24 protein-coding genes and 3 tRNA genes are annotated in these 22,440 nt (G+C 70.1%); 10 read left to right on the top strand and 17 right to left on the bottom strand.

Translation table 11 applies throughout. From position 1 onward, the window contains the following. Window positions 1–17 precede the first annotated feature (17 nt). From ASF28_RS02615 to ASF28_RS02605, 3 genes are all read right to left on the bottom strand, one after another. Complete coding sequence (locus tag ASF28_RS02615; RefSeq protein ID WP_056091103.1) at window positions 18–281, bottom strand: hypothetical protein; 264 nt, start codon at window positions 279–281, stop codon at window positions 18–20. A 295-nt stretch (window positions 282–576) separates the two neighbouring features. Beyond that, entirely contained in the window at window positions 577–954 is a 378-nt protein-coding gene (locus ASF28_RS02610) for a hypothetical protein (RefSeq protein ID WP_056087251.1), read from the bottom strand. Window positions 955–1,387: 433 nt separating this feature from the next. Then, window positions 1,388–1,463: transfer RNA gene (locus ASF28_RS02605), tRNA-Thr, on the bottom strand. Window positions 1,464–1,849: 386 nt separating this feature from the next. Here ASF28_RS02605 and ASF28_RS02600 point away from each other — a divergent pair. The 6 genes from ASF28_RS02600 to ASF28_RS02575 all read left to right on the top strand — a co-directional run bounded on the left by ASF28_RS02600 (window position 1,850) and on the right by ASF28_RS02575 (window position 6,367). Continuing rightward, window positions 1,850–2,146, top strand: coding sequence for a NepR family anti-sigma factor (locus ASF28_RS02600; RefSeq protein WP_056087248.1), 297 nt, complete (start codon window positions 1,850–1,852; stop codon window positions 2,144–2,146). Then, complete coding sequence (locus ASF28_RS02595) at window positions 2,143–2,724, top strand: sigma-70 family RNA polymerase sigma factor (RefSeq protein WP_056087245.1); 582 nt, start codon at window positions 2,143–2,145, stop codon at window positions 2,722–2,724. The genes ASF28_RS02600 and ASF28_RS02595 overlap by 4 nt, the downstream gene beginning before the upstream one ends. A 185-nt stretch (window positions 2,725–2,909) precedes the next feature. Next, entirely contained in the window at window positions 2,910–4,685 is a 1,776-nt protein-coding gene (locus tag ASF28_RS02590; RefSeq protein ID WP_056087243.1) for an ABC transporter ATP-binding protein, read from the top strand. 221 nt (window positions 4,686–4,906) lie between these two features. Continuing rightward, on the top strand, window positions 4,907–5,374 hold the full coding sequence (locus tag ASF28_RS02585) for a MarR family winged helix-turn-helix transcriptional regulator (RefSeq protein WP_056087240.1): 468 nt from the start codon (window positions 4,907–4,909) through the stop codon (window positions 5,372–5,374). 330 nt (window positions 5,375–5,704) lie between these two features. After that, window positions 5,705–6,163 (top strand): NUDIX hydrolase, encoded by a 459-nt coding sequence (locus ASF28_RS02580; protein WP_056087235.1) that lies wholly within the window; start codon window positions 5,705–5,707, stop codon window positions 6,161–6,163. A 129-nt stretch (window positions 6,164–6,292) separates the two neighbouring features. Next, window positions 6,293–6,367, top strand: a tRNA-Thr gene (locus ASF28_RS02575). Window positions 6,368–6,874: 507 nt separating this feature from the next. Here the strand turns inward: ASF28_RS02575 and ASF28_RS02570 are convergent. From ASF28_RS02570 to ASF28_RS02555, 4 genes are all read right to left on the bottom strand, one after another. Further along, window positions 6,875–6,951: transfer RNA gene (locus ASF28_RS02570), tRNA-Pro, on the bottom strand. Window positions 6,952–7,055: 104 nt separating this feature from the next. Then, the gene (locus ASF28_RS02565) at window positions 7,056–7,754 is read right to left on the bottom strand and encodes a 4'-phosphopantetheinyl transferase family protein (protein ID WP_056087233.1); all 699 of its coding nucleotides are present in this window, start codon (window positions 7,752–7,754) and stop codon (window positions 7,056–7,058) included. Between the two features lie 89 nt (window positions 7,755–7,843). Further along, the gene (locus ASF28_RS02560; protein WP_056087231.1) at window positions 7,844–8,086 is read right to left on the bottom strand and encodes a hypothetical protein; all 243 of its coding nucleotides are present in this window, start codon (window positions 8,084–8,086) and stop codon (window positions 7,844–7,846) included. 126 nt (window positions 8,087–8,212) lie between these two features. Beyond that, a complete protein-coding gene (locus ASF28_RS02555; protein ID WP_056087229.1) occupies window positions 8,213–9,085 on the bottom strand; it encodes an RNA polymerase factor sigma-32 in 873 nt (290 codons plus the stop codon). On the opposite strand from ASF28_RS02555, the gene ASF28_RS22145 reads away from it, so the two are divergent. Then, window positions 9,075–9,347 (top strand): hypothetical protein, encoded by a 273-nt coding sequence (locus tag ASF28_RS22145; protein ID WP_157085283.1) that lies wholly within the window; start codon window positions 9,075–9,077, stop codon window positions 9,345–9,347. The genes ASF28_RS02555 and ASF28_RS22145 overlap by 11 nt on opposite strands. A gap of 12 nt (window positions 9,348–9,359) precedes the next feature. On the opposite strand, the gene ASF28_RS02550 is transcribed toward ASF28_RS22145, so the two are convergent. From ASF28_RS02550 to ASF28_RS02525, 6 genes are all read right to left on the bottom strand, one after another. Beyond that, entirely contained in the window at window positions 9,360–9,956 is a 597-nt protein-coding gene (locus ASF28_RS02550) for a CarD family transcriptional regulator (RefSeq protein WP_056087226.1), read from the bottom strand. A 555-nt stretch (window positions 9,957–10,511) separates the two neighbouring features. After that, entirely contained in the window at window positions 10,512–10,850 is a 339-nt protein-coding gene (gene fdxA / locus ASF28_RS02545) for a ferredoxin FdxA (protein WP_056087222.1), read from the bottom strand. 214 nt (window positions 10,851–11,064) lie between these two features. Beyond that, window positions 11,065–11,340 (bottom strand): RNA-binding S4 domain-containing protein, encoded by a 276-nt coding sequence (locus ASF28_RS02540; RefSeq protein ID WP_056087220.1) that lies wholly within the window; start codon window positions 11,338–11,340, stop codon window positions 11,065–11,067. Window positions 11,341–11,424: 84 nt separating this feature from the next. Beyond that, a complete protein-coding gene (locus ASF28_RS02535; RefSeq protein ID WP_056087217.1) occupies window positions 11,425–14,901 on the bottom strand; it encodes a helicase-related protein in 3,477 nt (1,158 codons plus the stop codon). Window positions 14,902–14,969: 68 nt separating this feature from the next. Further along, window positions 14,970–15,308: a hypothetical protein gene (locus ASF28_RS02530; protein ID WP_056087214.1), complete on the bottom strand. Its 339-nt coding sequence runs from the start codon at window positions 15,306–15,308 to the stop codon at window positions 14,970–14,972. A gap of 7 nt (window positions 15,309–15,315) precedes the next feature. Further along, entirely contained in the window at window positions 15,316–16,194 is an 879-nt protein-coding gene (locus ASF28_RS02525) for a DUF3108 domain-containing protein (protein WP_056087210.1), read from the bottom strand. A 284-nt stretch (window positions 16,195–16,478) separates the two neighbouring features. Between ASF28_RS02525 and rpmB the strand changes: the two genes are divergently transcribed. From rpmB to ASF28_RS02510, 3 genes are all read left to right on the top strand, one after another. Continuing rightward, window positions 16,479–16,784, top strand: a complete 306-nt coding sequence (gene rpmB, locus ASF28_RS02520; RefSeq protein WP_056087207.1) for a 50S ribosomal protein L28 — start codon at window positions 16,479–16,481, stop codon at window positions 16,782–16,784. Between the two features lie 170 nt (window positions 16,785–16,954). After that, on the top strand, window positions 16,955–17,428 hold the full coding sequence (locus tag ASF28_RS02515) for a nuclear transport factor 2 family protein (RefSeq protein WP_056087204.1): 474 nt from the start codon (window positions 16,955–16,957) through the stop codon (window positions 17,426–17,428). After that, the gene (locus tag ASF28_RS02510; RefSeq protein WP_056087201.1) at window positions 17,425–17,982 is read left to right on the top strand and encodes a TetR/AcrR family transcriptional regulator; all 558 of its coding nucleotides are present in this window, start codon (window positions 17,425–17,427) and stop codon (window positions 17,980–17,982) included. The genes ASF28_RS02515 and ASF28_RS02510 overlap by 4 nt, the downstream gene beginning before the upstream one ends. A 46-nt stretch (window positions 17,983–18,028) precedes the next feature. Here the strand turns inward: ASF28_RS02510 and ASF28_RS02505 are convergent, their stop codons facing one another. From ASF28_RS02505 to cobS, 4 genes are all read right to left on the bottom strand, one after another. Next, entirely contained in the window at window positions 18,029–18,721 is a 693-nt protein-coding gene (locus tag ASF28_RS02505; RefSeq protein WP_244474864.1) for a DUF2268 domain-containing putative Zn-dependent protease, read from the bottom strand. Window positions 18,722–18,840: 119 nt separating this feature from the next. Then, window positions 18,841–20,748 carry a cobaltochelatase subunit CobT gene (gene cobT, locus ASF28_RS02500; protein WP_056087198.1) on the bottom strand — a complete coding sequence of 636 codons (1,908 nt, stop codon included), beginning with the start codon at window positions 20,746–20,748 and terminating at the stop codon, window positions 18,841–18,843. Then, window positions 20,745–21,251 (bottom strand): DUF29 domain-containing protein, encoded by a 507-nt coding sequence (locus ASF28_RS02495; RefSeq protein ID WP_056087196.1) that lies wholly within the window; start codon window positions 21,249–21,251, stop codon window positions 20,745–20,747. The genes cobT and ASF28_RS02495 overlap by 4 nt, the downstream gene beginning before the upstream one ends. A gap of 22 nt (window positions 21,252–21,273) precedes the next feature. After that, window positions 21,274–22,257: a cobaltochelatase subunit CobS gene (gene cobS / locus ASF28_RS02490; protein ID WP_056087193.1), complete on the bottom strand. Its 984-nt coding sequence runs from the start codon at window positions 22,255–22,257 to the stop codon at window positions 21,274–21,276. Between the last annotated feature and the right edge of the window lie 183 nt (window positions 22,258–22,440).

Genomic DNA, 22,440 nt, shown 5'->3' with positions numbered 1-22,440 from the left:
CCGTTCGGGCCGATGCCCTATTCCCGCTCGGGCCGGGCCTGCAGGATGGCGGCGCGCACGAACGGTCGCTTGAGCTGGGGGCCGGCGTCGGAGCGGTGGACGAAGTCGTTGGCCCCCGGGTGCCGGCGGATGGCCTTGCCGAGATTGAGCCGATAGCCCGCTTCGAACACGAAGGGCAGGGCCATCGCATCGGCCATGAACGCCGCGATGGCGGCCTCCACCTCCGCGTCGGTGATGAGTCCGAGGTCGCACAGGGCGAGGATCGTCAACTTTTCGGTCATGGCGCTGGATAGGCCGGAACGGCCGGCCACGGCAACGCGCGCACCGTCTCCGGGTCGAAACTCTTTTGGCGGGTTTCAACGCGCGTCGGAAAAAGTGGTGCCTGTTGCGGGACTTGAACTCGCGACTGACCGCTTACGGGAGATTACCCGCCGCTGGGCTGGCGTGCCCGGCGCCTGTCGCCCTTCGGCTTGCCGTACTTCTCGTCAAAGGCCCGAACGGTGCCAAAGAGATAGGCGGAAACGCCCACCAGAACGGTAGCAATCAGTTTTAGGAGCGCGAACGATTCCATAGTTGCTACCCTTCGCTTCTCATGAACCGCAGAGAGCCATGCCCCACAATATGTAGCGCTGCGCCGAACAAACCCCAAACGAAGGCTGGCGCGTCCAAACTCGTGTTGTGCTGCGTGAGGTACGGAACGATCAGGGCGGCGCCGATGATCGCCGCGCCCACCGTGTTGCAGAAGCTCGCGAACAGCTTGAGATGCTCATTCGTCCGTTTGGCGGCCAGCTTCTTCGCTTCCGCCTCATCGAGGGCCGGCCCTTTGATCCACTCGCTGATTCGGGTGCTGTACCGTCCGGAAAAGTAACCGGCCGCTCCGACGACCAGCGGGATCAGGTAGAACGCGAGGCCTTTGACATCGAAGGCCTGAAGCAAAATTGCTTCAAGTCCCATGCCTGTAGACGGCAACGGCGCCCCCTTCGTTCGGCCATGTCAGGCGTTTCGCTCACGACAGATGGCCCTTCGCCATCGGTTGCGGTCAAATCTAATACAACCTTTGATACCCATCAGGGAAGCGGCGCGCTGGAGGCAATTCCCTGCGGACACTCCCTCTTCGCCTCGGGGCGAGTCGGTCATCCGCTCATGCCCCTGGAGGATCGGCGGGCAGAAGACAGAATCTTGCCCCTCACGGCTCCTAGAGCATCGTCCTGGATATCAGATTCAGGACGATGCTCTCGTCCATTGTCGTGGCATCGATTTTTTGCCGAAACCCGGCGAGCACCTTTCGGGCCGATGCTCTAGCCCGGGCTGAATGGTGTGAGAGGAAACCGGATTCCGATGCCGAGTTGAAACGTCTGGCGCCCGTTTCAACGCGCGTCGGAAAAAGTGGTGCCGGTTGCGGGACTTGAACTCGCGACCTACCGCTTACAAGGCGGTTGCTCTACCAGCTGAGCTAAACCGGCGCTGAGCCTTGCGCTACCAGCACGCCCCGGTCCGCGCAAGCCCCGCTCGGCCGTCCGCGCAAGCCCCGCTCGGGCGTCCACGCAAGCCGCGCTCGGCCGTCCGCGCAAGCCGCGCGCGTTCAGCGATTGGACATCTCGATACGCTTAAGCCTGCCGTATGGCCGAGCTTGATCGCCTTATGATTTCGCTCAGCAACAGTTCGGAAACAAGGGCCCGAATTCAGGGGCTTAAGATCCGATGAATGCATTTTTCAGTACTCGTTAAATCGCTCCTCGGTAGCACCGCCGTCGAATAGGACTGCGGATACGGCCCCGATATGCGGGGCCGGCGGCGCGTGCCTCGCGAAAGCACGGCGCCACGCATCCGCCCTCGGACAATGGGCTGCGATGACCAAACACGCGAGCGATTCAGGCCTCGATACCGTCCTCGAAACCGTTCTTGCGACGGTCGCTCCGCGTGACGGGGCGGGGGTCCGCACGGCCCCGCCGCTCGCAGTGCGAGAACCGGCACCGCCGCGCCCCGGCAAGGCCCCGGCGCCGCCCCTCGGCCGCGAGGCGCGGCGGCGGATCGGTCGCGACCTGCGCCTGCTCTACGCCGATGTCCTGAACCAGCCGCTGCCGGACCGCTTCGCGGCGCTCCTCGACGGCCTGTCGTCGCAATCCGATTCGCGGGGGTCCCAATGACGTACCCATCGATCCGGCCGGCCGTCACGCCCGGCGGCGCCGACACCGAGATGCGCGACCTCCTCCTCGGGGCGATTCCGGCCCTGCGGGCCTTCGCGTTCTCCCTCACCTACAACCTCGACCGCAGCGACGACCTCGTCCAGGACACCCTCGTGCGGGCCTGGACCAAGGCCGACAGCTTCCAGCGCGGCACCAACCTGACCGCGTGGCTGTTCACCATCCTGCGCAACCTGTTCTATTCCGAGCAGCGCAAGCGCAAGCGCGAGGTCGAGGATGCCGACGGCGTCCATGCGGCCCGCCTCACCAGCCTGCCCGAGCAGGAGATCCGGGTGGAGATGCGCGAGTTCCAGGAAGCCCTCGACGGCCTGCCCCTGAGCCAGCGCGAGGCCCTGGTCCTCGTCGGCGCCCAGAGCTTCACCTACGAGGAGGCCGCCGCCATCTGCGGCGTGGCGGTCGGCACCATGAAGAGTCGGGTCAGCCGCGCGCGGGGCCGTCTCATCGAGACCCTGGGCATGACCGGCACCGGCGATATCGGCGCCGATGCCCTCACCCGGGCGGCGGCCGGCTCGGGCCCCTGACCGGGCGGGCCGGGCCGGACCGACGATTCATCGGCCCGGCCGGCTCCCACGGGCCGCGAAATCCTCTATGGGGCAGGGCACAGGGGCTCCGCGCCCGCTCGTGACGGCCGCAGGGTCCGGGGGCCTCCGGGTCCGAAGGCCCCACGGTCCGGGCGGGCCGGAGTCCTCCCCCGAGGACCTCCGCCATGCGCGCCCTGATCGACCTCGTGCGCGTCCTGCGACCGCGCGACCGGCGCCGCCTCGCCCTCATCGCCCTGGGGCTCGCCTGCGCCGCCCTGTTCGAGGTGGTGGGCGTCGCCTCCGTGGTGCCGTTCCTCACCCTGGTCGGCGACCCCTCCGCCGCCGGCCGCATCCCCTACCTCGCGGCCCTGCGCGACGGCCTCGGGCTGACCGACGACCGCGCCTTCCTCATGGCCACGGGCGTGGCGGCGCTCGCCGCCATCCTCACCACCAGCGTGGTGAATGCCGGCCTCACCTTCGCGCAGCTCCTGTTCACCAACCTCACGGGCTACGGCCTCGCCCGGCGCCTGCTCGCCCGCTACATCGACCGCGAGCGCCTGTTCTTCGCCCACGCCAACAGCGCCGAGCTCGCCAAGAACGTCCTCAGCGAGACCGACCGCCTCGTCGTCGGCGTCCTCACCCCGACCACGGTCATCGCCTCACGCAGCGTCTCGGCGCTGGCCGTCGTCACCTTCCTGATCTTCTACGCGCCCCGCCTCGCCCTGATCCTCGGCGGCGGCTTCGGCGGCCTCTACGTCGGGCTCTACCTCGTCATGCGGGTGCGCCTCGCCCGCCTCGGCGCCCGGGCGGTGGCCGACAACGAGCGGCGCTACCGGGTGGTGCAGGAGACCTTCGGGGCGCTCACCGAACTCAAGCTCTACGGCCGGGCCGAGGCCTTCGCCGCCGGCTTCGATGCGCCCGCCCGGGCCTACGCGAAGGCCACGGCCGCGAGCCTGCTCACGGGCCAGCTGCCGCGCTTCGTCATCGAATCCCTCGCCTTCGGCGGCGTCGTCGTCGTCGTGCTGTTCGCCCTGTCGCAGGGCCTCGACACCGCCGGGCTGCTGCCCCTCCTCGGGCTGTTCGCCTTTGCCGGCTACCGGATGCTGCCGGCCTTCCAGAACATCTTCACCTCGCTCGCCCTCCTGCGCTTCTACCTGCCGGCCGTGCGCGTGGTGGTGGACGAACTCGCGGGCGAGCGGGTGCCCCGGCCACGGAATGCCGCGTGCCTGCCGTTCCGGCACGAGATCCGCCTCACGGGGGTGGGCTTCGACTACGAACCGGGGCGCCCGACCCTGCGGGGCATCGATCTGACGATCCCCGCCCACACCACCGTCGGCCTCGTCGGCCGCACGGGATCGGGCAAGTCGACCCTCGTCGGCCTGATCCTCGGCCTGCTCACGCCAACGGCGGGTACCGTCACGGTGGACGGCGTCGCCCTCGACGCCGAGACCCTGCCCGCCTGGCAGAACCGCATCGGCTACGTGCCGCAGGACGTGTTCCTCATCGACGCCTCCGTGCGCGAGAACATCGCCCTCGGCGTGCCCCCCGAGGCCGTCGACGGGGCGGCGGTGGAGCGGGCGGCGCGGCTCGCCGGCTTCCACGCCGTCGCCCTCGGCCTCGACGGCGGCTACGATGCCGGGGTCGGCGAGCGCGGCGTGCGCCTGAGCGGGGGTCAGCGCCAGCGCCTCGGCATCGCCCGCGCCCTCTACCACGACCCCGACGTGATCGTGTTCGACGAGGCCACCAGCGCCCTCGACGGCGAGACCGAGGCGGCGGTGATGGCCGCCCTCGCCACCTTGGGCGGGACCCGCACCCTCATCCTCATCGCCCACCGCCTCACCAGCCTCGCGGCGGCGGATACGGTCCATGTCCTCGATGCGGGGCGCCTCGTCGCCTCCGGTCCCCTCGCGGCGGTGATGCCGGATGCCGCCGCGCACGTATCCGTACCGACCGACGCCTGACGGGGCCCGATCAGCGAAAAAACCGTGTTTGGTCCGAGATATGCGTGCATTCGGCCGGGATCGGGACGGATGGCCCATATACCGGAACGTCCCGCGTCGGCTATCCTGTTCAGCCGGACAGGCCCGGTCAGCCGGTTTTCCCCCCACGCGGGTTTTCCCGGCGTCGTTCGTCCTGGCGCAGGTTCCCGGTACAGGCTTCCGGGACAGATGGCATGGTTTGCATGATCGACGCACGCGCTCAGACGACTCCCCCGCTGACCGATCCCCTGCTTCTCGACAATCAGCTCTGCTACGCCCTCTACGCGGCGGCCCATCGCATGACGAAATCGTATCGTCCGATGCTGGAGCGCATGGGCCTGACCTATCCGCAATATCTCGTCCTCCTCGTGCTGTGGGAGACGGACGGCGTCACCGTGTCGGAGATCGGCCGGCGCCTGCGCCTCGATTCCGGAACCCTGACACCGGTCCTGAAGCGCCTCGAGGCGGCGGGCTTCCTCCTGCGCAGCCGGCGGCGGACGGACGAGCGCGAGGTGGAGATCGCCCTCACGCCGCAGGGGCGGGCCCTGCGGGAAGAGGCGACCGCCGTTCGGGAAGCGGTGATGTGCCAGCTCCACATGTCCGAGCCCGAAGTCCAGGCCATGCGCGCCGACCTGAACGCCCTCATCGAGAACCTCAGCGCCGCCGGCTGAACCCCCGCTTGCATCGCCGCCGTCCGGCCCTGGCGCTGGGCCCGGCGCGTCCGGCTCGGCCGGGCGCGTTTGGTCGCACGGGTGCCGGCACCCCGCCGAACGCCCTATTTTAGCCGGATAAGTTTCGCCCTGGAGCCTGCAGCGGGCAACGGCTCATCACCCCCGCCCGTCCATCGATCGCCAGGGAAGAACGGTGCGGAAGCAGGACACGAACCATGCCGGCCCCCGGGTCGCTCCGGACTTCATGGTGGGGCGTGCCTTCGCCCGGCGGCGACGTCCGGGAATGCACCCGTCCGGCGAACCGGCACGGCTTCCGGGCGTTTCTTCCCGATGAATACGACCTTGGCCGAGACGGACCGCGAGCCCCGGCGACAGGTCGGCGCGCTGCCGTATCGACGGATGCGCGACGGAAGCTACACCATCCTGCTCATCACCTCCCGCGAGAGCCGGCGCTGGGTGATCCCGAAGGGCTGGCCCATGAAGGGACGCAAGCCCTTCGACGCCGCCGCCCGCGAGGCCTACGAGGAAGCCGGTCTCCTCGGCTCCATCGGCAAGCGCCCCCTCGGGTTCTACCTCTACGAGAAGCGTCTCAAGAGCCGCGACTCCGTCCTGTGTCAGGTCAAGGTCTTCCCCCTCGAGGTCCGCAAGCAGCTCAAGACCTGGCCGGAGAAGAAGGAGCGGGAGGACCGCTGGTTCTCGCCGGCCGAGGCCGCCGATGCCGTGGCCGAGCCGGGCCTGGCCGCCATCATCCGCGCCGCGTGCAAGCGCGACGCGGACGTGTTGCGCTGAAAGGGGAGCCGACACGAAACTTCGCCGCCCGGTGCGATTGAGGCGGCGCAGGTGATTGCCAAGCCGGAAACGATGGGCTAATCCCCCGCTCGTCCAGACGGAGACGCCGCGGCGAACCCCGGACGACCCGCTGCTGTAGCTCAGTGGTAGAGCACCTCATTGGTAATGAGGAGGTCGACAGTTCAATCCTGTCCAGCAGCACCACGCTCTTCCCGATAGACTTGATGATTTCGATGACGCGACGGCCTTCGGCCCGTCGTCTTCATCGGGCGGCAGGCGGACTGCACGCGCCTTCGCCCCTCATTCGACCGAACCCCCTCGACCGACCCGAGCCTGCCCGAACCGGCTCTCCGCACGGACCTGGCGAGCGCTGAACGCGCCTTCAGTGCCGGGCAGCGGCGTGGCGGTCCCCTTGGGCCATCGGCCCGGTCCCGGTCGGCTCCGCGGTCGCCGGTGAGGTGGCGACGGCGTCCAGGGCGGGCGTGGGCGGCCGAGGAACCCCTGCCGCTCGAACCCGACCTGCCGCCGCTTGAGGGTGCCATATCACGCGCCCCCGCGTCCGGCGCGCGGACCGCAGGAAGGTCCGGGAGGCGGTGTGATAGACGATCGGACTGTGGTCCGAAAACGCAAAAAGGCCCGACCCCCGTGTGGTCGAACCTTCGCTCGGCGATCTGCTCTCTGAGCCGGGAAGACCGCTCCCTTGAGGGAAGCTGGTCGGAGTGGCAGGATTTGAACCTGCGACCCCCACGTCCCGAACGTGGTGCGCTACCAGACTGCGCTACACTCCGAAGGCCGGTGCGCTGCACCGACGAGCGGACCTATAGCGGGGCGGGCGGCGGCCCGCAAGCGGATCGTTGGCGTGGGGACGCGCTTTCTTCGAAGGTCCGGATCGTCACGGGCCGGGCAGGCGGTCGGCCCAATCGGGGCGAAGGCGTCTCAGGGCACAGGCGGCACAGGGGGCCTCGATGGCCACGGCGCCGGGTAAGCCCGGTGCGGGCGCGAGGGTGGCCAGGGTCCAGCCCGCCGCCGGGGCGCGAAGGCCGCCGATCTCGAGGATCGCCGGGGGGGCCGGCGGGATCGCGACGGCGAAGCCGTCGAGGGGCATCGACAGACCGGCGCCCACGGCCTTCACGAAGGCTTCCTTGCCGGTCCAGCACGCGAAGAAGGCCGCCTCGACCGCCCGTCCGCAGGCGGCGAGGGCCGCGACCTCGCGGGGGTGGAAATGCGCCCGTGCGATCCGCAGGGCGTCCGGCATCGGGCGGGGTACCTCGACATCGACGCCGATCCGCGCCGTCGTCGACACCGCCACGAGGGCATGCCCGCCCGAATGCGACAGGTTGAAGCGCAGGCGGCCGACCTCGGGGCCGGCGAGCTCCGGCTTCCCGGTCATGGAGGTCGAGAAAGCGAGGGCGCGTGCGTCCGCATCGAGGAACCCGGCCAGGACGAGTCGCAGGGCCGCATGGCTCGCGACGAAGCGATCCCGGTCCTCGGCCCGCAGGAACCGATCGGACCGCGCCCGTTCCTCGCCGTCGAGCACGGACAGGCATGCTGCGCACCGGGCGGCGGAGAGGCGAAGCCCGACGCTCCACACCGTGTGACCGTCGCGCCAAGCCGGCTCGCCGACGGACCATTCGTCCGCGCCCGTGGCTGCAACGGTTTCCGGAAAAAGGGATCGACCTGTCACCGCTCCCGCGAAGCGCGAACCCATGGGTCACGCAAAGCTTCGACCCGTCTGCTCATCGCGATCAGGACCAGGAGATACCCGATCTCCATCACGGTCAGCACGCCGATGAGAAGGCCGAGCCCCCCATGCAGCGACAGCCGCTGGTTCCAGGCGACGGCGAGCACGGCCAAGGCCGAGGTGGCGATCAGGGCGGGCAGCACCATGATCGACTTCCAGGTGAGGGGAGTCGTCTCGTTCATTGGTCCGTCACGCCGCCATGGACGAATCCTAACGCGGCGGACCGGACGGTCAATGGCGGCAGGGGCGGCCGGAGCAGCCTCGATCCGGCCCTGTTGCCCCGGCGCCACGAACGCGACCGGAATCGCCTACGCGTAGACGTTGCCGGCGGTCTGCGGGAAGCGCTCCGCCAGGGCCCGGCGCAGCTTTTCCAGCGCCCGGTTCTCGATCTGCCGCACCCGCTCCTTCGAGATGCCGAGGCGCAGTCCCAGGGCTTCCAGGGTGGCCTGATCCTCGGCCAGACGACGCTCCTTGAGGATGCGAAGCTCGCGTTCGGACAGGACCGCCAGGGCCTCGTTGAGCCAGGTCAAGCGCCGCTCGCCGTCAACCTGGGCCGACACGGTCTCGTCGGGGAGGGCGGCGCCGTCCACGAGGAAATCCATGCGCTCGGACGAGGCCTCGCTCTCCTCGCCGACGGGGGCGTTGAGGGACATGTCCGGCCCCGACAGGCGCGCATCCATGAGGGCGACGTCCTCGCGGGAGACGCCGATGGCGGTGGCGATGCGGCGGTGGATCTCGTCGCCGACATGCTCTTCGGTGGATTGCATGAGGCGCGCGCGCAGGCGCCGCAGGTTGAAGAACAGGGCCTTCTGGGCCGAACTCGTGCCGCCGCGGACGATGGACCAGTTGCGCAGGATGTAATCCTGGATCGAGGCCCGGATCCACCACGTCGCGTAGGTGGAGAACCGGACTTCCCGCTCCGGCTCGAACCGGGCGGCGGCCTCCATCAGGCCGACATGCCCTTCCTGGATGAGGTCGGCCATAGGCAGGCCGTAGTGCCGGAAGCGGCCGGCGATGGCGATGACGAGGCGCATATGGGCCTCGATCAGGCCGTGCAGGGCGCGCTCGTCGCGCTTGTCCTTCCAGCGGACGGCAAGACCACGTTCCTCGTCGCGCGCGAGAAAGGGCGCCTCCATCGCCGTGCGTATGAACTGACGCCGTATTCCAGCGATGTCCGCCATCCCCGCCTCCGCCACAATGAAACGTTTGCTTCTGCTGCAAGGCCCGGCCCGTCCCATCATGGAAGACGGCCGCGATACCTTTGCATGGCGACTGACAACGGGACCGCGACTGCGATGGTTCCCCGAGCGCGGCGGGCCGATCCTGCCCGCCCTGTTACCCGCCCTCTTGCCCAATCTCTTGCCCACCCTCGGCGACGGGCCGGTGACGGAAACGAAAAAGCCCGGCGCTGCTGCGCCGGGCTCGAAGAAGGGAGCGTTTTGAGGACGATGCGGCTCAGGCCGCCTCTTCCTGGATGGTCTCTTCGCCCTCGGCCTCGCCCTCGGCCTCCGCTTCGCCCTTGGCGCGGCGCGGCGACTTGGCGAGGCTCTGCTCGATGAGCTTCAGGGCCTCGGTCTCGGTGATGCGGTTGACCGCGGAGATCTCGCGCACGATCCGGTCGAGGGCGGCCTCGTAGAGCTGGCGCTCGCTGTAGGACTGCTCCGGCTGGGCCTCGGAGCGGAACAGGTCGCGCACCACCTCGGTGACCGAGAGCAGGTCGCCCGAATTGATCTTGGCCTCGTATTCCTGGGCCCGGCGCGACCACATGGTGCGCTTGATCCGGGCGCGGCCGGTGAGCACGTCGAGGGCCTTCTTGACCAGTTCGGGTTCGGCGAGCTTGCGCATGCCGACGCTGTTGGCCTTCGCGGTGGGCACGCGCAGGACCATCTTGTCCTTCTCGAACGAGACGACGAACAGCTCGAGCTTGTAGCCGGCGATCTCCTGCTCCTCGATGGCGGTGATGCGACCGACCCCATGCGCCGGATACACGACCGCTTCGCCGGTCTTGAAGCCTTGGCGGCCCGATGCCGTCGTCTTCTTGGCTGTGGTCATGCGAGAAGCGCCTCCAGAACATCGCGCGGATTTGATCGCCGCGCCGAACGGTAATCCCGGGATGGGTCACCCGGTCTCGGCCCCTTGGCCGTTGGCTCGGACATCCGAACGATGCCGAACCCACGGTTTCCCGGGCCAGCCGACACAGCGCAACGAAGGATCGCCCGCCGAGGGTGTCGGACACCCCAGGCGGTCGATCGCATGCGACCTCGTTTTCTCAAGCTAGCGAGAGAGCCATCTGTCGAGGGCCGGAGGCAGCACGTCGGGCACGAACGACGGCAGACGTCATGCATAGCACAATCATGCCGCCGAATCAAAGGATTGCCGGCGCAGGCTCGCCCTGCATGCGGGATGAATCCCTGTTGATCGTGCGCGCCGTGCCCGGTCTTCTTCCGCGTCGACGCCCCGAGTTCTTCCCGGTCCCGTCCCGAAACGGAGGGAAGGCGGGAGTTGCCGGGGGCGTCGGCACGGGCCGGGTGTCTATCCCGGAACGCCCTTCGCGCCATCGCGCCCGTGGCGCGGATTAGCCGTGACCGGGAGCCGCGTGGGCCAAGCCTAGTCGCCGGTGCCGGGATTGGCCGAGAAGTGGGCCTCGAGCTTGCCGGACACCCCGTCCCACTCCTTGGCGTCGCCGGGGGCGTCCTTCTTCTGGGTGATGTTGGGCCAGGTCTTGGCGTAGTCGGCGTTGAGCTTCAGCCAGGTCTCGAGGTTCGGCTCGGTGTCGGGCTTGATCGCCTCGGCCGGGCATTCCGGCTCGCAGACACCGCAATCGATACACTCGTCGGGATGGATGACGAGCATGTTGTCGCCCTCGTAGAAGCAGTCCACCGGACACACCTCGACGCAGTCCATGTACTTGCACTTGATGCAGTTGTCGGTGACGACGTAGGTCATGGGGCCTTCAAGTCCTCGATCCGCGCCGGCCCGGGCAATGCGGGGAAACCCCGCCAGCCCGATGGCCTTGCAAATCCGTTGACGCTTTGGCTGGTGCTGTGTCCGCTCCGCCTGATGGGGCAGGCTCTAGACCCTGTCCGATGGGCTGACAAGCGTGGTGGCCGGGGCCCGCGCAGTCGACGGCACCGGTGTCGTCCGCGGGACACGGGGGGGTTCAGCCCGGTGGGGCGTCGAGGGCGGCATAGAGCGTCTGGGCTTCCGGGGCTCCGCCGCGCCGTTCGCCGAGGTCGAGGACCCGGACGAGGGCGGTGGTGTGGGCCGCCGCCACGGTGACGACGTCGCCGACCGCGATGGCCGTCGCCGCCGCCTCGGCCCGGCGTCCGTTGACCCGGACGTACCCCTCCTCGACGAGGCGCGCCGCGAGGGTCCGGGTCCGCGCGAAGCGCGCGAACCACAGCCATTTGTCGAGACGCTGACGCCCCGGCTTCATGGCCCTGGCGCCGCGGCGCTTGGCATGACGGGCGCCGCGGCGCTTGGCATCAGGGGCGCTGCGGCGCTTGGCGTCATATGCGCATCAGCGCTTGTTGCCGTCGCCCGCCTCGAGCTGCGCCTTGAGGGCGGCGAGCTTGGCGAAGGGCGAATCCGGGTCCGGGGCCCGTTCGCGGCGCTGCGGGCGCGGCTCGTCGCGCGGGGCCGCACGGGGCTCGTCGCGCCGCTCGGGGCGGGTGCGGCCGGGCTCGAAGCGCTCGCGGCGCTGGGGGCGGCCGTTCTCGGGACGTCCGCCCTCGCGGCGTCCCCCGTCCGGCCGCTCGCCGCCGGGCGCGCCGCCGCGCGGACGGGCCGGTCCGTCGGGGGCCCCGGCCTGCCGGCGCTGGTCCGGCCGGCCTTCGCCGGGGGCGCGGCTCGCTGGCGCACCGTCCCGGTCGCGGCCACCGCCGCGCGGGCGGTTCTGACGCGGGGCGCTGCGCTGCTGGCGCTGGAGCCGCCAGACCTCGACGGTGGCGATCTCGGCGGGGATTTCTTCGCCTTCGACCGTGCCGCCTTCGGCCGTTTGGTCCTCGGGGATTGGGTCCTCGGAGACTTGGTCCTCGGAGACTTGGCCCTCGGAGACCTGCTCCGAAGCGCCGTCGGCCGGGGCCGTCTCAGGGGCCTCCTCGGTCAAGCCGGCGAGGCTCGCGGCCTCCGCCACGGGCTCGGGCGATGCCTCCGTCGCGGCGGCCTCCTCGACCGGAGCCGCCGGCTCGGCGGTCCCGTCCGGCGTTTGCGCCGCAGTCGCCTCGGACGAATCCGGCGTGGACTCGGGCGGCGTCTCCTCGATGGGGTTCTCGACGTCCGGCGTAGCGACGGCGTCGGCCGTGGAGCCGGGCGCGACGGCCGGCTCCTCGATCTCGGCGGGCGTTTCAGCCGTCACCGACTCCCCGCCCTCCGTGCCGCCTTCGGCCTCCCGGGACGTCTCCGTGGTACCTGCGGCGTCGTCGGCCGGAGCCTCATCGGCCGCGGTCCCGTCGCCGGCCGCATCCTGCGCCGGGGTAGGGGCCTGGACCGGCTGGGTCGCGGCCGCCGGCAGCAGCGGCACGGTGATGGCCGGGCCGGGCCGGGTCTCGGCGGCGTAGCCGAGGGACTTCAGGATCGAGGCGAAATCCTCACCCGAGCAGCCAACCAGGGAGGTCATGCCGACGGTGGCGACGAAGGCGTCGCCATCGGCGCTGCCCACGGGCGCCTCGCCCGGCGTGGTGCCGGGGCGATAGGCGATGGCCGGGCGGATGAGGTCGGCCAGGCGCTCCAGGATGTCGACGCGCACGGCGCGCTCGCCGCACACCCGGAAACCGGCGGCGCGGTAGAGGCCCTTGGCGATCTCGGGATCGACCTTGATGGAGGTGCGGCCGGAACTCGCCAGATGCGCGATCTCGTCGAGGCCGCGCTGGTCGAGGCCGCCGTTCTTCAGGGCCCAGAGCTGGGCCGCGAGGGTGCGGGGGGCCGGCTTCAGCAGGGCCGGCAGGAAGATGTGGTAGGCGCCGAAGCGCACGCCGTGGCGGCGGAGCGCCCCGCGTCCCTCCTGATCGAGGGTGCGCATCTCGTGCATCACCTTGGACCGCTCGAGGACGCCGAGGGATTCGACCACCTGGTAGCCGATGCCCTTGGCGAGGCCGATGAGGTCGGCCGCCGTCTCGATCTCCATGAGGGGACCGAGGAGGCGGACCACGTGGGCCTTCACCCAGGCGACGAGGCGGGCCTCGACCTTGTCGCGGGCCGGACCCGTGAGCTGCTCGTCGGCGAGCAGGCGCACGTGCGGCTCGAACAGCTTGTCGCCGGGGACGAGCTTGGCCACCGGATCGCCGGTCCAGCGCACGACGCCGTCGTGGCTGAGGACCAGGGACGCGTCGGCGGCCGCCGAGAACCGCTCGGCGCGGGCCTCGATCTCGCCGGCGAGCGCCTTCTCGGCCGCGCTGCGGAGGGTCTTGGCCTCATGCCCCTCCGCGCCGGGGTCCGGGACGAACTGGAAGCCATGCAGATGGCCGACATGCTGTCCCTCGACGGTAACGTCCCCGCCGGCGGTGATCTCAGCTTCCAACATCGTATTCTCTCTCAAGCGCCGCATCAGGACGCTGGTACGCCGATCGACGAAACGGCTGGCAAGGCGCTCGTGCAGGGCGTCGGACAGCCTGTCCTCTACCCGACGCGTCTCGCCCTGCCAATGCACCGGATCGATGAGCCAATCCGGCCGGTTCGCCACGAAGGTCCAGGTCCGCCCCTGCGCGATGCGCTGGGAGAGCGCGTCGATGTCGCCGTCGGTGCGGTCGATCATGGCGACGTGCTTGGCGAACCAGTCGTTGGGGATGCGTCCGGCCATGCCCCGCATGAGGAAGCGGAACAGCTGGGCGACGAGGTCGGCATGGGTCTGGGGATGGACCTTGCGGTAGTCCGGCACGCCGCAGACGTCCCACAGGCGCTTCACGTTGGCGGGCGTGGAGGCCATGTCGCGGATGTCGTCCTCGCGCATGAGGATTTCCAGGGCCGACTGGTCCTCGCCCATGGGCGCCCGGGTGAGGCCGCGTTCGCGCGGGTGCTCGTCCAGGCTCTCCTGCAGGGCCTTCAGGGACGAGAAGTTGAGGTCCGGATTGCGCCACTGCAGGACGCGCAGGGGTTCGAAATCGTGGGTCTCCAGGGCCTCGATCATCTCGGGCTCGAACGGCGCGCAGCGCCCGGTGGAGCCGAAGGTGCCGTCGGAGAGGTGGCGCCCGGCGCGTCCCGCGATCTGGCCCATCTCCGGGGGCGTGAGCTTGCGGAAGCGGGTGCCGTCGTACTTCCAGTTCGCCGCGAAGGCGACGTGGTCGACGTCGAGGTTCAACCCCATGCCCACCGCGTCCGTGGCGATGAGGTAGTCGACCTCGCCCGACTGGTAGAGCTCGACCTGGGCGTTGCGGGTGCGCGGCGACAGGGCGCCGAGCACCACCGCCGCCCCGCCGCGCTGGCGCCGGATCAGCTCGGCGATGGCGTAAACTTCTTCCGCCGAGAAGGCCACGATGGCCGTGCGCCGGGGCAGGCGCCCGAGCTTCTTTTCACCCGCGAAGGTGAGTTTCGACAGGCGCGGGCGGGTCGTCGTGTGCACGCCGGGGATGAGGGACTGGACGAGCGGCAGCATGGTCGAGGAGCCGATGAGCAGGGTCTCCTCGCGGCCGCGCTGGTGCAGCAGGCGGTCGGTGAAGACGTGGCCCCGGTCCATGTCGGCGGCCAATTGGATCTCGTCGATGGCCACGTAGGCGACGTCGAGGTCCCGCGGCATCGCCTCGATGGTGGAGATCCAGTAGCGCGGCCGGTCGGGTTTTATCTTTTCCTCACCCGTGACCAGGGCGACCTTGTCGGCCCCGACCTTGGCGACGACGCGCAGGTAGACCTCGCGCGCCAGCAGCCGCAGGGGCAGGCCGATCATGCCCGTGGGGTGGGCGAGCATCCGCTCGATGGCGAGGTGGGTCTTGCCGGTGTTGGTCGGCCCGAGCACCGCCGTGACGCCGCGTGCGCGGGCCTGCGGGGGGAGGGAGGGGCGGAGCATGGGCGCGGGGCGGTCCCTTCGGCGAGACAGGCCGGCGACGATAAGCGTGTCGCGCGGGAGAGGCCCGGTCAGTCGTCCCGGCGCGGGCGACGTGGCAGGCGACGCTCATATGGGGCGCCATCCCCGTCGCCGCCAAGCCCATCACGGCCGAGTCGGCCCGCGTCGTAACCGCCGCCCGGGACACCCGGCACGCCGTAGATCTCGATGCGGGTCCGGCCCGGGGGCGCCGCGAGATCGGCGCAGAGGGTGTCGGGCACGGCCGTGAGCGGTCCGCGCCGGGAGCGGCCCTTCACCACTTCGGCGGACGAGTAGGCGTCGCCGCCGCAGCCGGCGTCGTCCGTGCTCAGGGGCGCACCGAGGACGGGGCCGGCGGCCAGAACGGCCACGAGGGCGAGGACGCCGCGCATGCCCGTGTCAGCGCTGGTCGCCGAGGCTCGCGAAGGTTCCGGCCGGGGCGGCCTCGGCCGTGGTGGTACCGCCGCTGCGGGCCCAGCGCGTCGCCTCGATGATGTTGGTGCCGATGGTGGTACGCACGGAGATGCGGATGGGCAGGAGCACGCGGGTGCCCTCCACGGGGGCGAGCCACACGGACATCTCGCGGTTGTCCTCCATGAACTTCACCCCCGGCCGGTCGGGCCGGTGGCCGGCGATGGCCTGATAGCGGGCGTTGCAGACGAGGACCGGCCCGGCATAGCCCGGCTTCTCGACGGCGCGGGTCTCGCCGTAGCTCAGCACCACGTCGAATCGGGTCGCGCCGTCGAAGACCGGCAGGGTGCGGTTGCAGTTGGCCGGGTCGATGAGCTCGCCCCGCGCCACCGCCGGCATCATCAGGGCGCTGGCCGGATCGATGACGCCGCGCTTGTTCTCCGCCGTGATCGGCACCCGGTCGCCCATGTCGACCAGGGGCGGGGTGATCTCGGCCTGGGTGACGGTGCCGCGCGCCAGGGCCATGCGCACGGCGATGCCGGAATTCGAGGTCTTCGTGGAAATGGCGAAGGCGCTGGGTTGCGGGCCGGTGGCGATGAGGCCGCTGGCGCGGGCCGAGCCCATGCCGCCCGTCACCGCGCCGACGAGGCCCGTGAGCCGGGCCGAGACGTCCATGCGGTAGCGCGTGCTCTCGAAGGCCCCCGTCACCTGGGCGGTGCCGATGGGGATGCCCGCGAGGGCGATGCCGTAATCCACGGTGACGTTGGCCGGGGCGGCCGCCTTGGGGCGGGCCTGGGCCGCCGGCATCGCCAGGGCGAGGGCCGCTGCGGGGAGGAGGCTGGCGCTGAGGAGGCGCATGGCGCACATGTGAGGAACTCGGGTGCTGGCGAGGATGCCCGGTCGAGACGCGTCCGGGTCCGTATTCCGGCATCGTCCGCCCCCATGGTTAACACATCGTTGGAGGGCGGTCAGCTTGACCGTGCCGCGTGCGAAAAAACGCACGCTGCCTTGACGGCGGGGGCACCCTTCCCCTATAGGCTCGCGCCTTCAATGAGAACGCCGCTCCACCGGGCTTGGCGTGCGTGAGACCCTTTTCCGGGTGTCCCGCCATCGCCCTGTCGGACACGCGGAACGAACCGGGAAGTCAAATTATGTCGCGCCGTTGCGAACTCACGGGCAAAGCCGTGCAGACCGGCCACCTCGTGAGCCACTCGAACCGCAAGACCAAGTGCCGGTTCCTGCCGAACCTGTGCCAGGTCACCCTGCAGTCGGACGCCCTCAAGCGCCGGGTACGCCTGCGCGTCACCGCCCACGCCCTGCGCTCCGTGGAGCACCGCGGCGGCCTCGATGCCTTCCTGATCAAGGCCCGCGAGATCGAGCTGTCGCAGACGGCCCGCCTGATCAAGCGCGAGCTGCACAAGAAGCTCGCCGAGGTCGAGACCCCCGTCGCCGCCTGAGGCCGGCGGGCCGGCCCTCGGGCCGGGCCATGTGATTCCATCTCCAAGCCGCCGTCCGCTTGAATGCGGGCGGCGGCTTCGTCGTGTTCGCAGACCTTCGGATTGACCTTGCTCCGCGATGTCTGTACCGATCGGTACAGCGCCGGCGCATCGGCGCCCGAGGAGCCCGCATGCCCGACGCCCGTCCGCCCCTGCCGCCGTTCACCAAGCTGACCGCGATCGAGAAGGTCCGCGCCGCCGAGAACGGCTGGAACGGCCGCAACCCCGAACGCGTCGCCCTGGCCTACACGGCCGACAGCCGCTGGCGGAACCGCTCGGAGTTCTTCGAAGGCCGCCCGGCCATCGTGGCGTTCCTGACGGCGAAGTGGGCGCGCGAGCACGAATACCGGCTGATCAAGGAGATCTGGGCCCATGGCGACGACTGCATCGCCGTGCGCTTCGCTTACGAGTTCCACGACGCCGGGGGGGCGTGGTTTCGCGCCTACGGCAACGAGAACTGGGAATTCGACGCCCACGGCCTGATGCGGGTGCGCCATGCCAGCATCAATGACCGGCCCATCGCCGAATCGGAGCGCCTGTTCCGCTGGGACGCTTCAGGCCCGCGCCCGGACGATCATCCCGGGCTCACCGAACTCGGGCTGTGACGAAGCCCGTCGGCGCGCGGGAGGCCGCGATCCCCGCCCTCGCGGAAGTGTTCCGCGAGCACGGCTACGCGGGCGCCAGCCTCGCCCTTCTCGGCGAACGCGCCGGGCTCGGCAAGGGCAGCCTCTACCACGCGTTCCCGGGCGGCAAGGCCGAGATGGCGGACGCCGTCCTCGACAGCATCGGCGCGTGGTTCGAGACGGAGATCTACTCAGCCCTCAGGGACGATCCCGACCCGCACGCCGCCATCCGCCGCATGCTGGCGGAGACCGACGCGTATTTCCGCTCGGGCCGAAGGGTCTGCCTCGTCGGCGCCTTCGCCCTGTCGGACGGCCGCGACCGGTTCGCGGAACGGATCGCCGGGTACTTTTTCGCGTGGCGGGACGCCCTGGCGGGAGCACTGAAGCGCGCCGGCCGGGCGGAGGCGGAGACCCTGGCCGAGGACGCCGTCCTGGCGATCCAGGGCGGCCTCGTCCTCGCCCGTGCCCTCGACGATCCGGGCGTGTTCGCGCGCCTGCTCGGCCGCCTGGAGCGGCGGCTGTGCGGGGCGCCGTGATCCAGGCGCGCGGGACTCCGTGCGGGCGCGTCTCGCGCCCGTCCGCTCAGGCCGCCAGGGTACGGCCACGGGCCGCCGCGAGGACCGCGTCGGCCGGGACGTTCACCCAGGTGTCGCCGTCGGCATCCGGATTGGCCCGCACCCAGTCGCCCGCGATCCGGTAGCCGAGGGTGTAGCCGAGCCAGCGCGGATACCGGCCGCCGATGCCGTAGAACCACGCCGCGTGATCGTGGCTACGCGCCGCCAGGGTTGCCGCATCGGGACGATGGGCCGCGAGGGCGGCGTCGTCGACGGCGCATTCCCACGGTTCGGGGTCCGAGCCGAACAGGCGCTGCACGAACCGGCCCGCCAACCCTTCGCTGACCAGGGCCTCGCCGAGGGTCCAGCCGTAGCCGGGTCCGGCCATGCGCAGGCAGTGATGTGCCTCGTGCGCCACGGTCCGGTGGATGTCCCCGTCCGTCAGCGCGCGTTCGAAGTTGGGATTGGCGGGGTCGATGGTCAGGGCGAACAGGCCCGCATGGTAGGCCCGGCCGCCCGTGCCGGTCTCGGGAATCACTCCGCCGGCGTGGCGCTGCACGAGGATGTCGAGGGGCCGCAGGGGCATCAGGCCGGCGATGGCGCGGCGGGCGACCGCTACCTCCGCGGTGATGGCGTCGCGCCAGGGTCCGAGGTCGCCCGAGGCTTCGAGCCAGTGCAGGTGCCACGTCATCGCCAAGTTCGACATCGCCAAGTTCGACATCGCCAAGTCCGGATCGGTTTCGATGCCCAGGTGAGAGAGCACCGAGTTTGACCGACCGGAACCGATCCCGCAACGTCCGCGTGTGGCCGGACGCGGCTGAAACCGCGTGCAGGAGCGGTCTAGCGCCGTCCGCCCGCCCGTGCGGCCTTGCGGGACGTGCCGCCGCCGGCATCCTCCTCGAACAGCTCCGCCAGCTTCTCCGTCATGGCGCCGCCGAGTTCCTCGGCGTCGATGATGGTCACGGCCCGGCGGTAGTAGCGCGTCACGTCGTGGCCGATGCCGATGGCCAGGAGCTCCACGGGGGAGCGGGTCTCGATGTCCTCGATCATCCAGCGCAGGTGGCGCTCGAGGTAGTTGCCCGGATTGACCGAGAGGGTCGAATCGTCGACCGGCGCCCCGTCGGAGATCACCATGAGGATTTTGCGCTGCTCAGGGCGGGCGATGAGGCGCTTGTGGGCCCAGTCGAGGGCCTCGCCGTCGATGTTCTCCTTCAGGAGCCCCTCGCGCATCATCAGTCCGAGGTTCTTTCGCGCCCGGCGCCAGGGGGCGTCGGCGGACTTGTAGACGATGTGGCGCAGGTCGTTGAGGCGGCCCGGGGCGTTGGGCTTGCCCGAGGCCAGCCACGCCTCGCGGGACTGCCCGCCCTTCCAGGCGCGGGTGGTGAAGCCCAGAATCTCCACCTTCACGCCGCAGCGCTCCAGGGTCCGCGCCAGGATGTCGGCGCAGGTGGCCGCCACGGTGATCGGCCGGCCGCGCATGGAGCCCGAATTGTCGAGCAGGAGCGTCACCACCGTATCGCGAAAGTTGGTGTCCTTCTCCTGCTTGAAGGAGAGGGGCTGGAACGGGTCGGTGACGACGCGGACGAGGCGGGCCGGATCGAGCTGGCCCTCTTCGAGGTCGAAGTCCCACGCCCGGTTCTGCTGGGCCAGCAGCCGGCGCTGCAGCCGGTTGGCGAGGCGTCCGACCACGCCCTGGAGGTGGGCGAGCTGCTTGTCGAGGTAGGTCCGCAGGCGCGCGAGTTCCTCGGCGTCGCAGAGCTCCTCGGCGTGGATCACCTCGTCGAAGCGGGGATTGAACACCTTGTATTCGGGGCCGCGCGCCTCGTTGCCCCGTGACGACGGCGGACGCCAGGCTTCCGAAGCCTCCTCCGATTCGGCGTTCTCGGCTTCCTCCGGCAACTCGCCGGACGGCGCGTCGGCGGATTCGGTGGCGCCCTCCTGGAGGTCGTCGGAGGCCTCTTCCGAGACCTCCATCTCGGCGCGGTCGCCCTGGGACTGTTCCTCGGCCTCGCCCTCGCTCGGGGTCTGCTCGTCGTCCTGGGACTCGCCCTCGTCGTCGTCGTTGTCGTCGTCCTCGGGGTCGAACGGCGTCTCGTCGGCCATGTCGAGGGAGGTGAGGAGATCGCGCACGGAGCGGGCGAAGGCGCGCTGGTTCTCCAGCGTCCCGATGAGCCCGTCGAGGTTCGGCCCGGCCTTGTCCTCGATATGGGCCCGCCACAGGTCGACGATCTTCTGGGCCGCCGGCGGCGGCGCCTGTCCGGTGAGGCGCTCGCGCACCATCAGGGCGACGGCGTCCTCCATGGGGGCGTCGGCCCGGTCGGTGATCTCTTCGTACTTGCCGCCGCGGTGGTAGCGGTCCTCCAGCATGGCCGAGAGGTTGGAGGCCACCCCCGACATCCGGCGTGCGCCGATGGCCTCGACGCGGGCCTGCTCGACGGCGTCGAACACCGCCCGCGCCCCGGAATTCTCTGGGGCCAGGCGGCGGTGGACGGCGACGTCGTGACAGCCGAGCCGCAGGGCCATGGAATCGGCGTTGCCGCGCAGGATCGCCACGTCCGCCGCGGTGAGCTTGCGCGGCGGTTCGGGCAGGCGCGCCTTGTCGCCCGTGAGCGCCGGGCGGTCGCTGGCATAGACCACCTCGATCTCGGAGCGCTTGGCGATGGCGCGCAGGCACCCTGCCACCGAGCGCTTCAGTGGCTCGGCGACGGGCTCGCGGCGGTCGCCGGCTTTGCGGTTGGAGATGCTCACGGGCGCTGCTTTTTCACTGAGTCGAAATCGAAGGGCCGGTTCAGGATGTCGTCCCATTCGTAAGGGCATTCGGGTGGAAACTCATCCGGCGGGAGATGGGTCTCGTCGGACGCCCAATCGCGCGCATTCGGATAGGCTGCATCCCGTGCCTCATCGAGGCTGGATTTCAGCCCCGGGTTCTTCTTCAGGAGCCGCGCATAGCGCCGACGCTGTTCACGGATCGAGAAAATCCAGCTCGGCGTGCGCTTCTCGGGCTGCTGGTCCCACTTGAGCATATGCATCATCAGCACGCGCAACGCACTTTCCAGCTGGTTGTACTGCGCGTTCCCCACGTCGCTCAGCTCCTCGGCGATCTGTTCGAGATCGAGAGCGTCAATCTTACCGGCCCGGAGGAAGGCGACCTGCTCCTGCACCCAGGTGTAGAGATCGTCCTCGTAGCGCGTCCGATTGGGAAGGGATGACCCTCCCCCCGTCGTCCCGCCCTTCCAAGCCGGCTCGCCCATCGCGTCCTCCGCCAAAGATTCCCTAGCTCAGGGCCACGTTCGACGCGCTCTCGGGCAGGTCCTTGCCGAAGGCGCGCTGGTAGAATTCCGCCACCAGGGTGCGCTCGAGCTCGTCGCACTTGTTGAGGAACGTCACCCGGAAGGCGAAGCCGATATCCTGGAAGATGTCGGCGTTCTCGGCCCAGGTGATCACCGTGCGGGGGCTCATGACCGTCGAGAGGTCGCCGTTCATGAACGCGTTGCGGGTGAGATCGGCGACGCGGACCATCTTGCTGACGATCTCGCGGCCGCCGTCGCGCTGGTAGTGCAGGGCCTTCGACAGGACGATGTCGACCTCGCGGTCGTGGGGCAGGTAGTTCAGGGTCGTGACGATGGACCAGCGGTCCATCTGGCCCTGATTGATCTGCTGGGTGCCGTGATAGAGGCCGGACGTGTCGCCGAGGCCGACGGTGTTGGCGGTGGCGAAGAGGCGGAAGGCCGGGTGCGGGCGGATGACCCGCTTCTGGTCCAGCAGGGTCAGGCGGCCGGAGAGTTCGAGGACGCGCTGGATCACGAACATCACGTCGGGCCGGCCGGCATCGTACTCGTCGAACACCAGGGCGACGTTGTTCTGCAGGGCCCAGGGCAGGATGCCGTCCTGGAAGGCGGTCACTTGTTTCCCGTCCTGCAGCACGATGGCATCCTTGCCGACGAGGTCGATGCGCGAGACGTGGCTGTCGAGGTTGATCCGGATGCAGGGCCAGTTCAGGCGGGCGGCGACCTGCTCGATATGGGTCGACTTGCCGGTGCCGTGATAGCCGGTGACCATGACGCGGCGGTTGCGGGCGAAGCCTGCCAGGATGGCGAGGGTGGTCTCGCGGTCGAAGATGTAGTCCGGGTCGAGGTCGGGCACATGCTCGTCGGTCTTCGTGAAGGCCGGCACCATGAGGTCCAGATCGATGCCGAAGGCCTCGCGCACGGAGACGGTCCGGTCGGGCAGCGAGGCGGGCGAGACGTCAGAGAGCATACGGGACCTCGTGGAGCGGGCGCCGGCGGGGCCGGAACACGCGGGGCTGTGTCGGGCGAGAGGGGGCGCGGCCCGTGCGGAGCCGCGTTCGCCCCGTCATCTAGGGGACGGCGCCGGGGGACGCCAAGGGTGGATGCCACACGAAAGAGACGTGATCCGGCACGATATAGGGCGGCTTGCGCC

Source organism: Methylobacterium sp. Leaf99 (genome assembly GCF_001422375.1).
Classification (GTDB): Bacteria; Pseudomonadota; Alphaproteobacteria; order Rhizobiales; family Beijerinckiaceae; genus Methylobacterium.
This window is presented reverse-complemented; position numbering and strand designations above follow the sequence as displayed.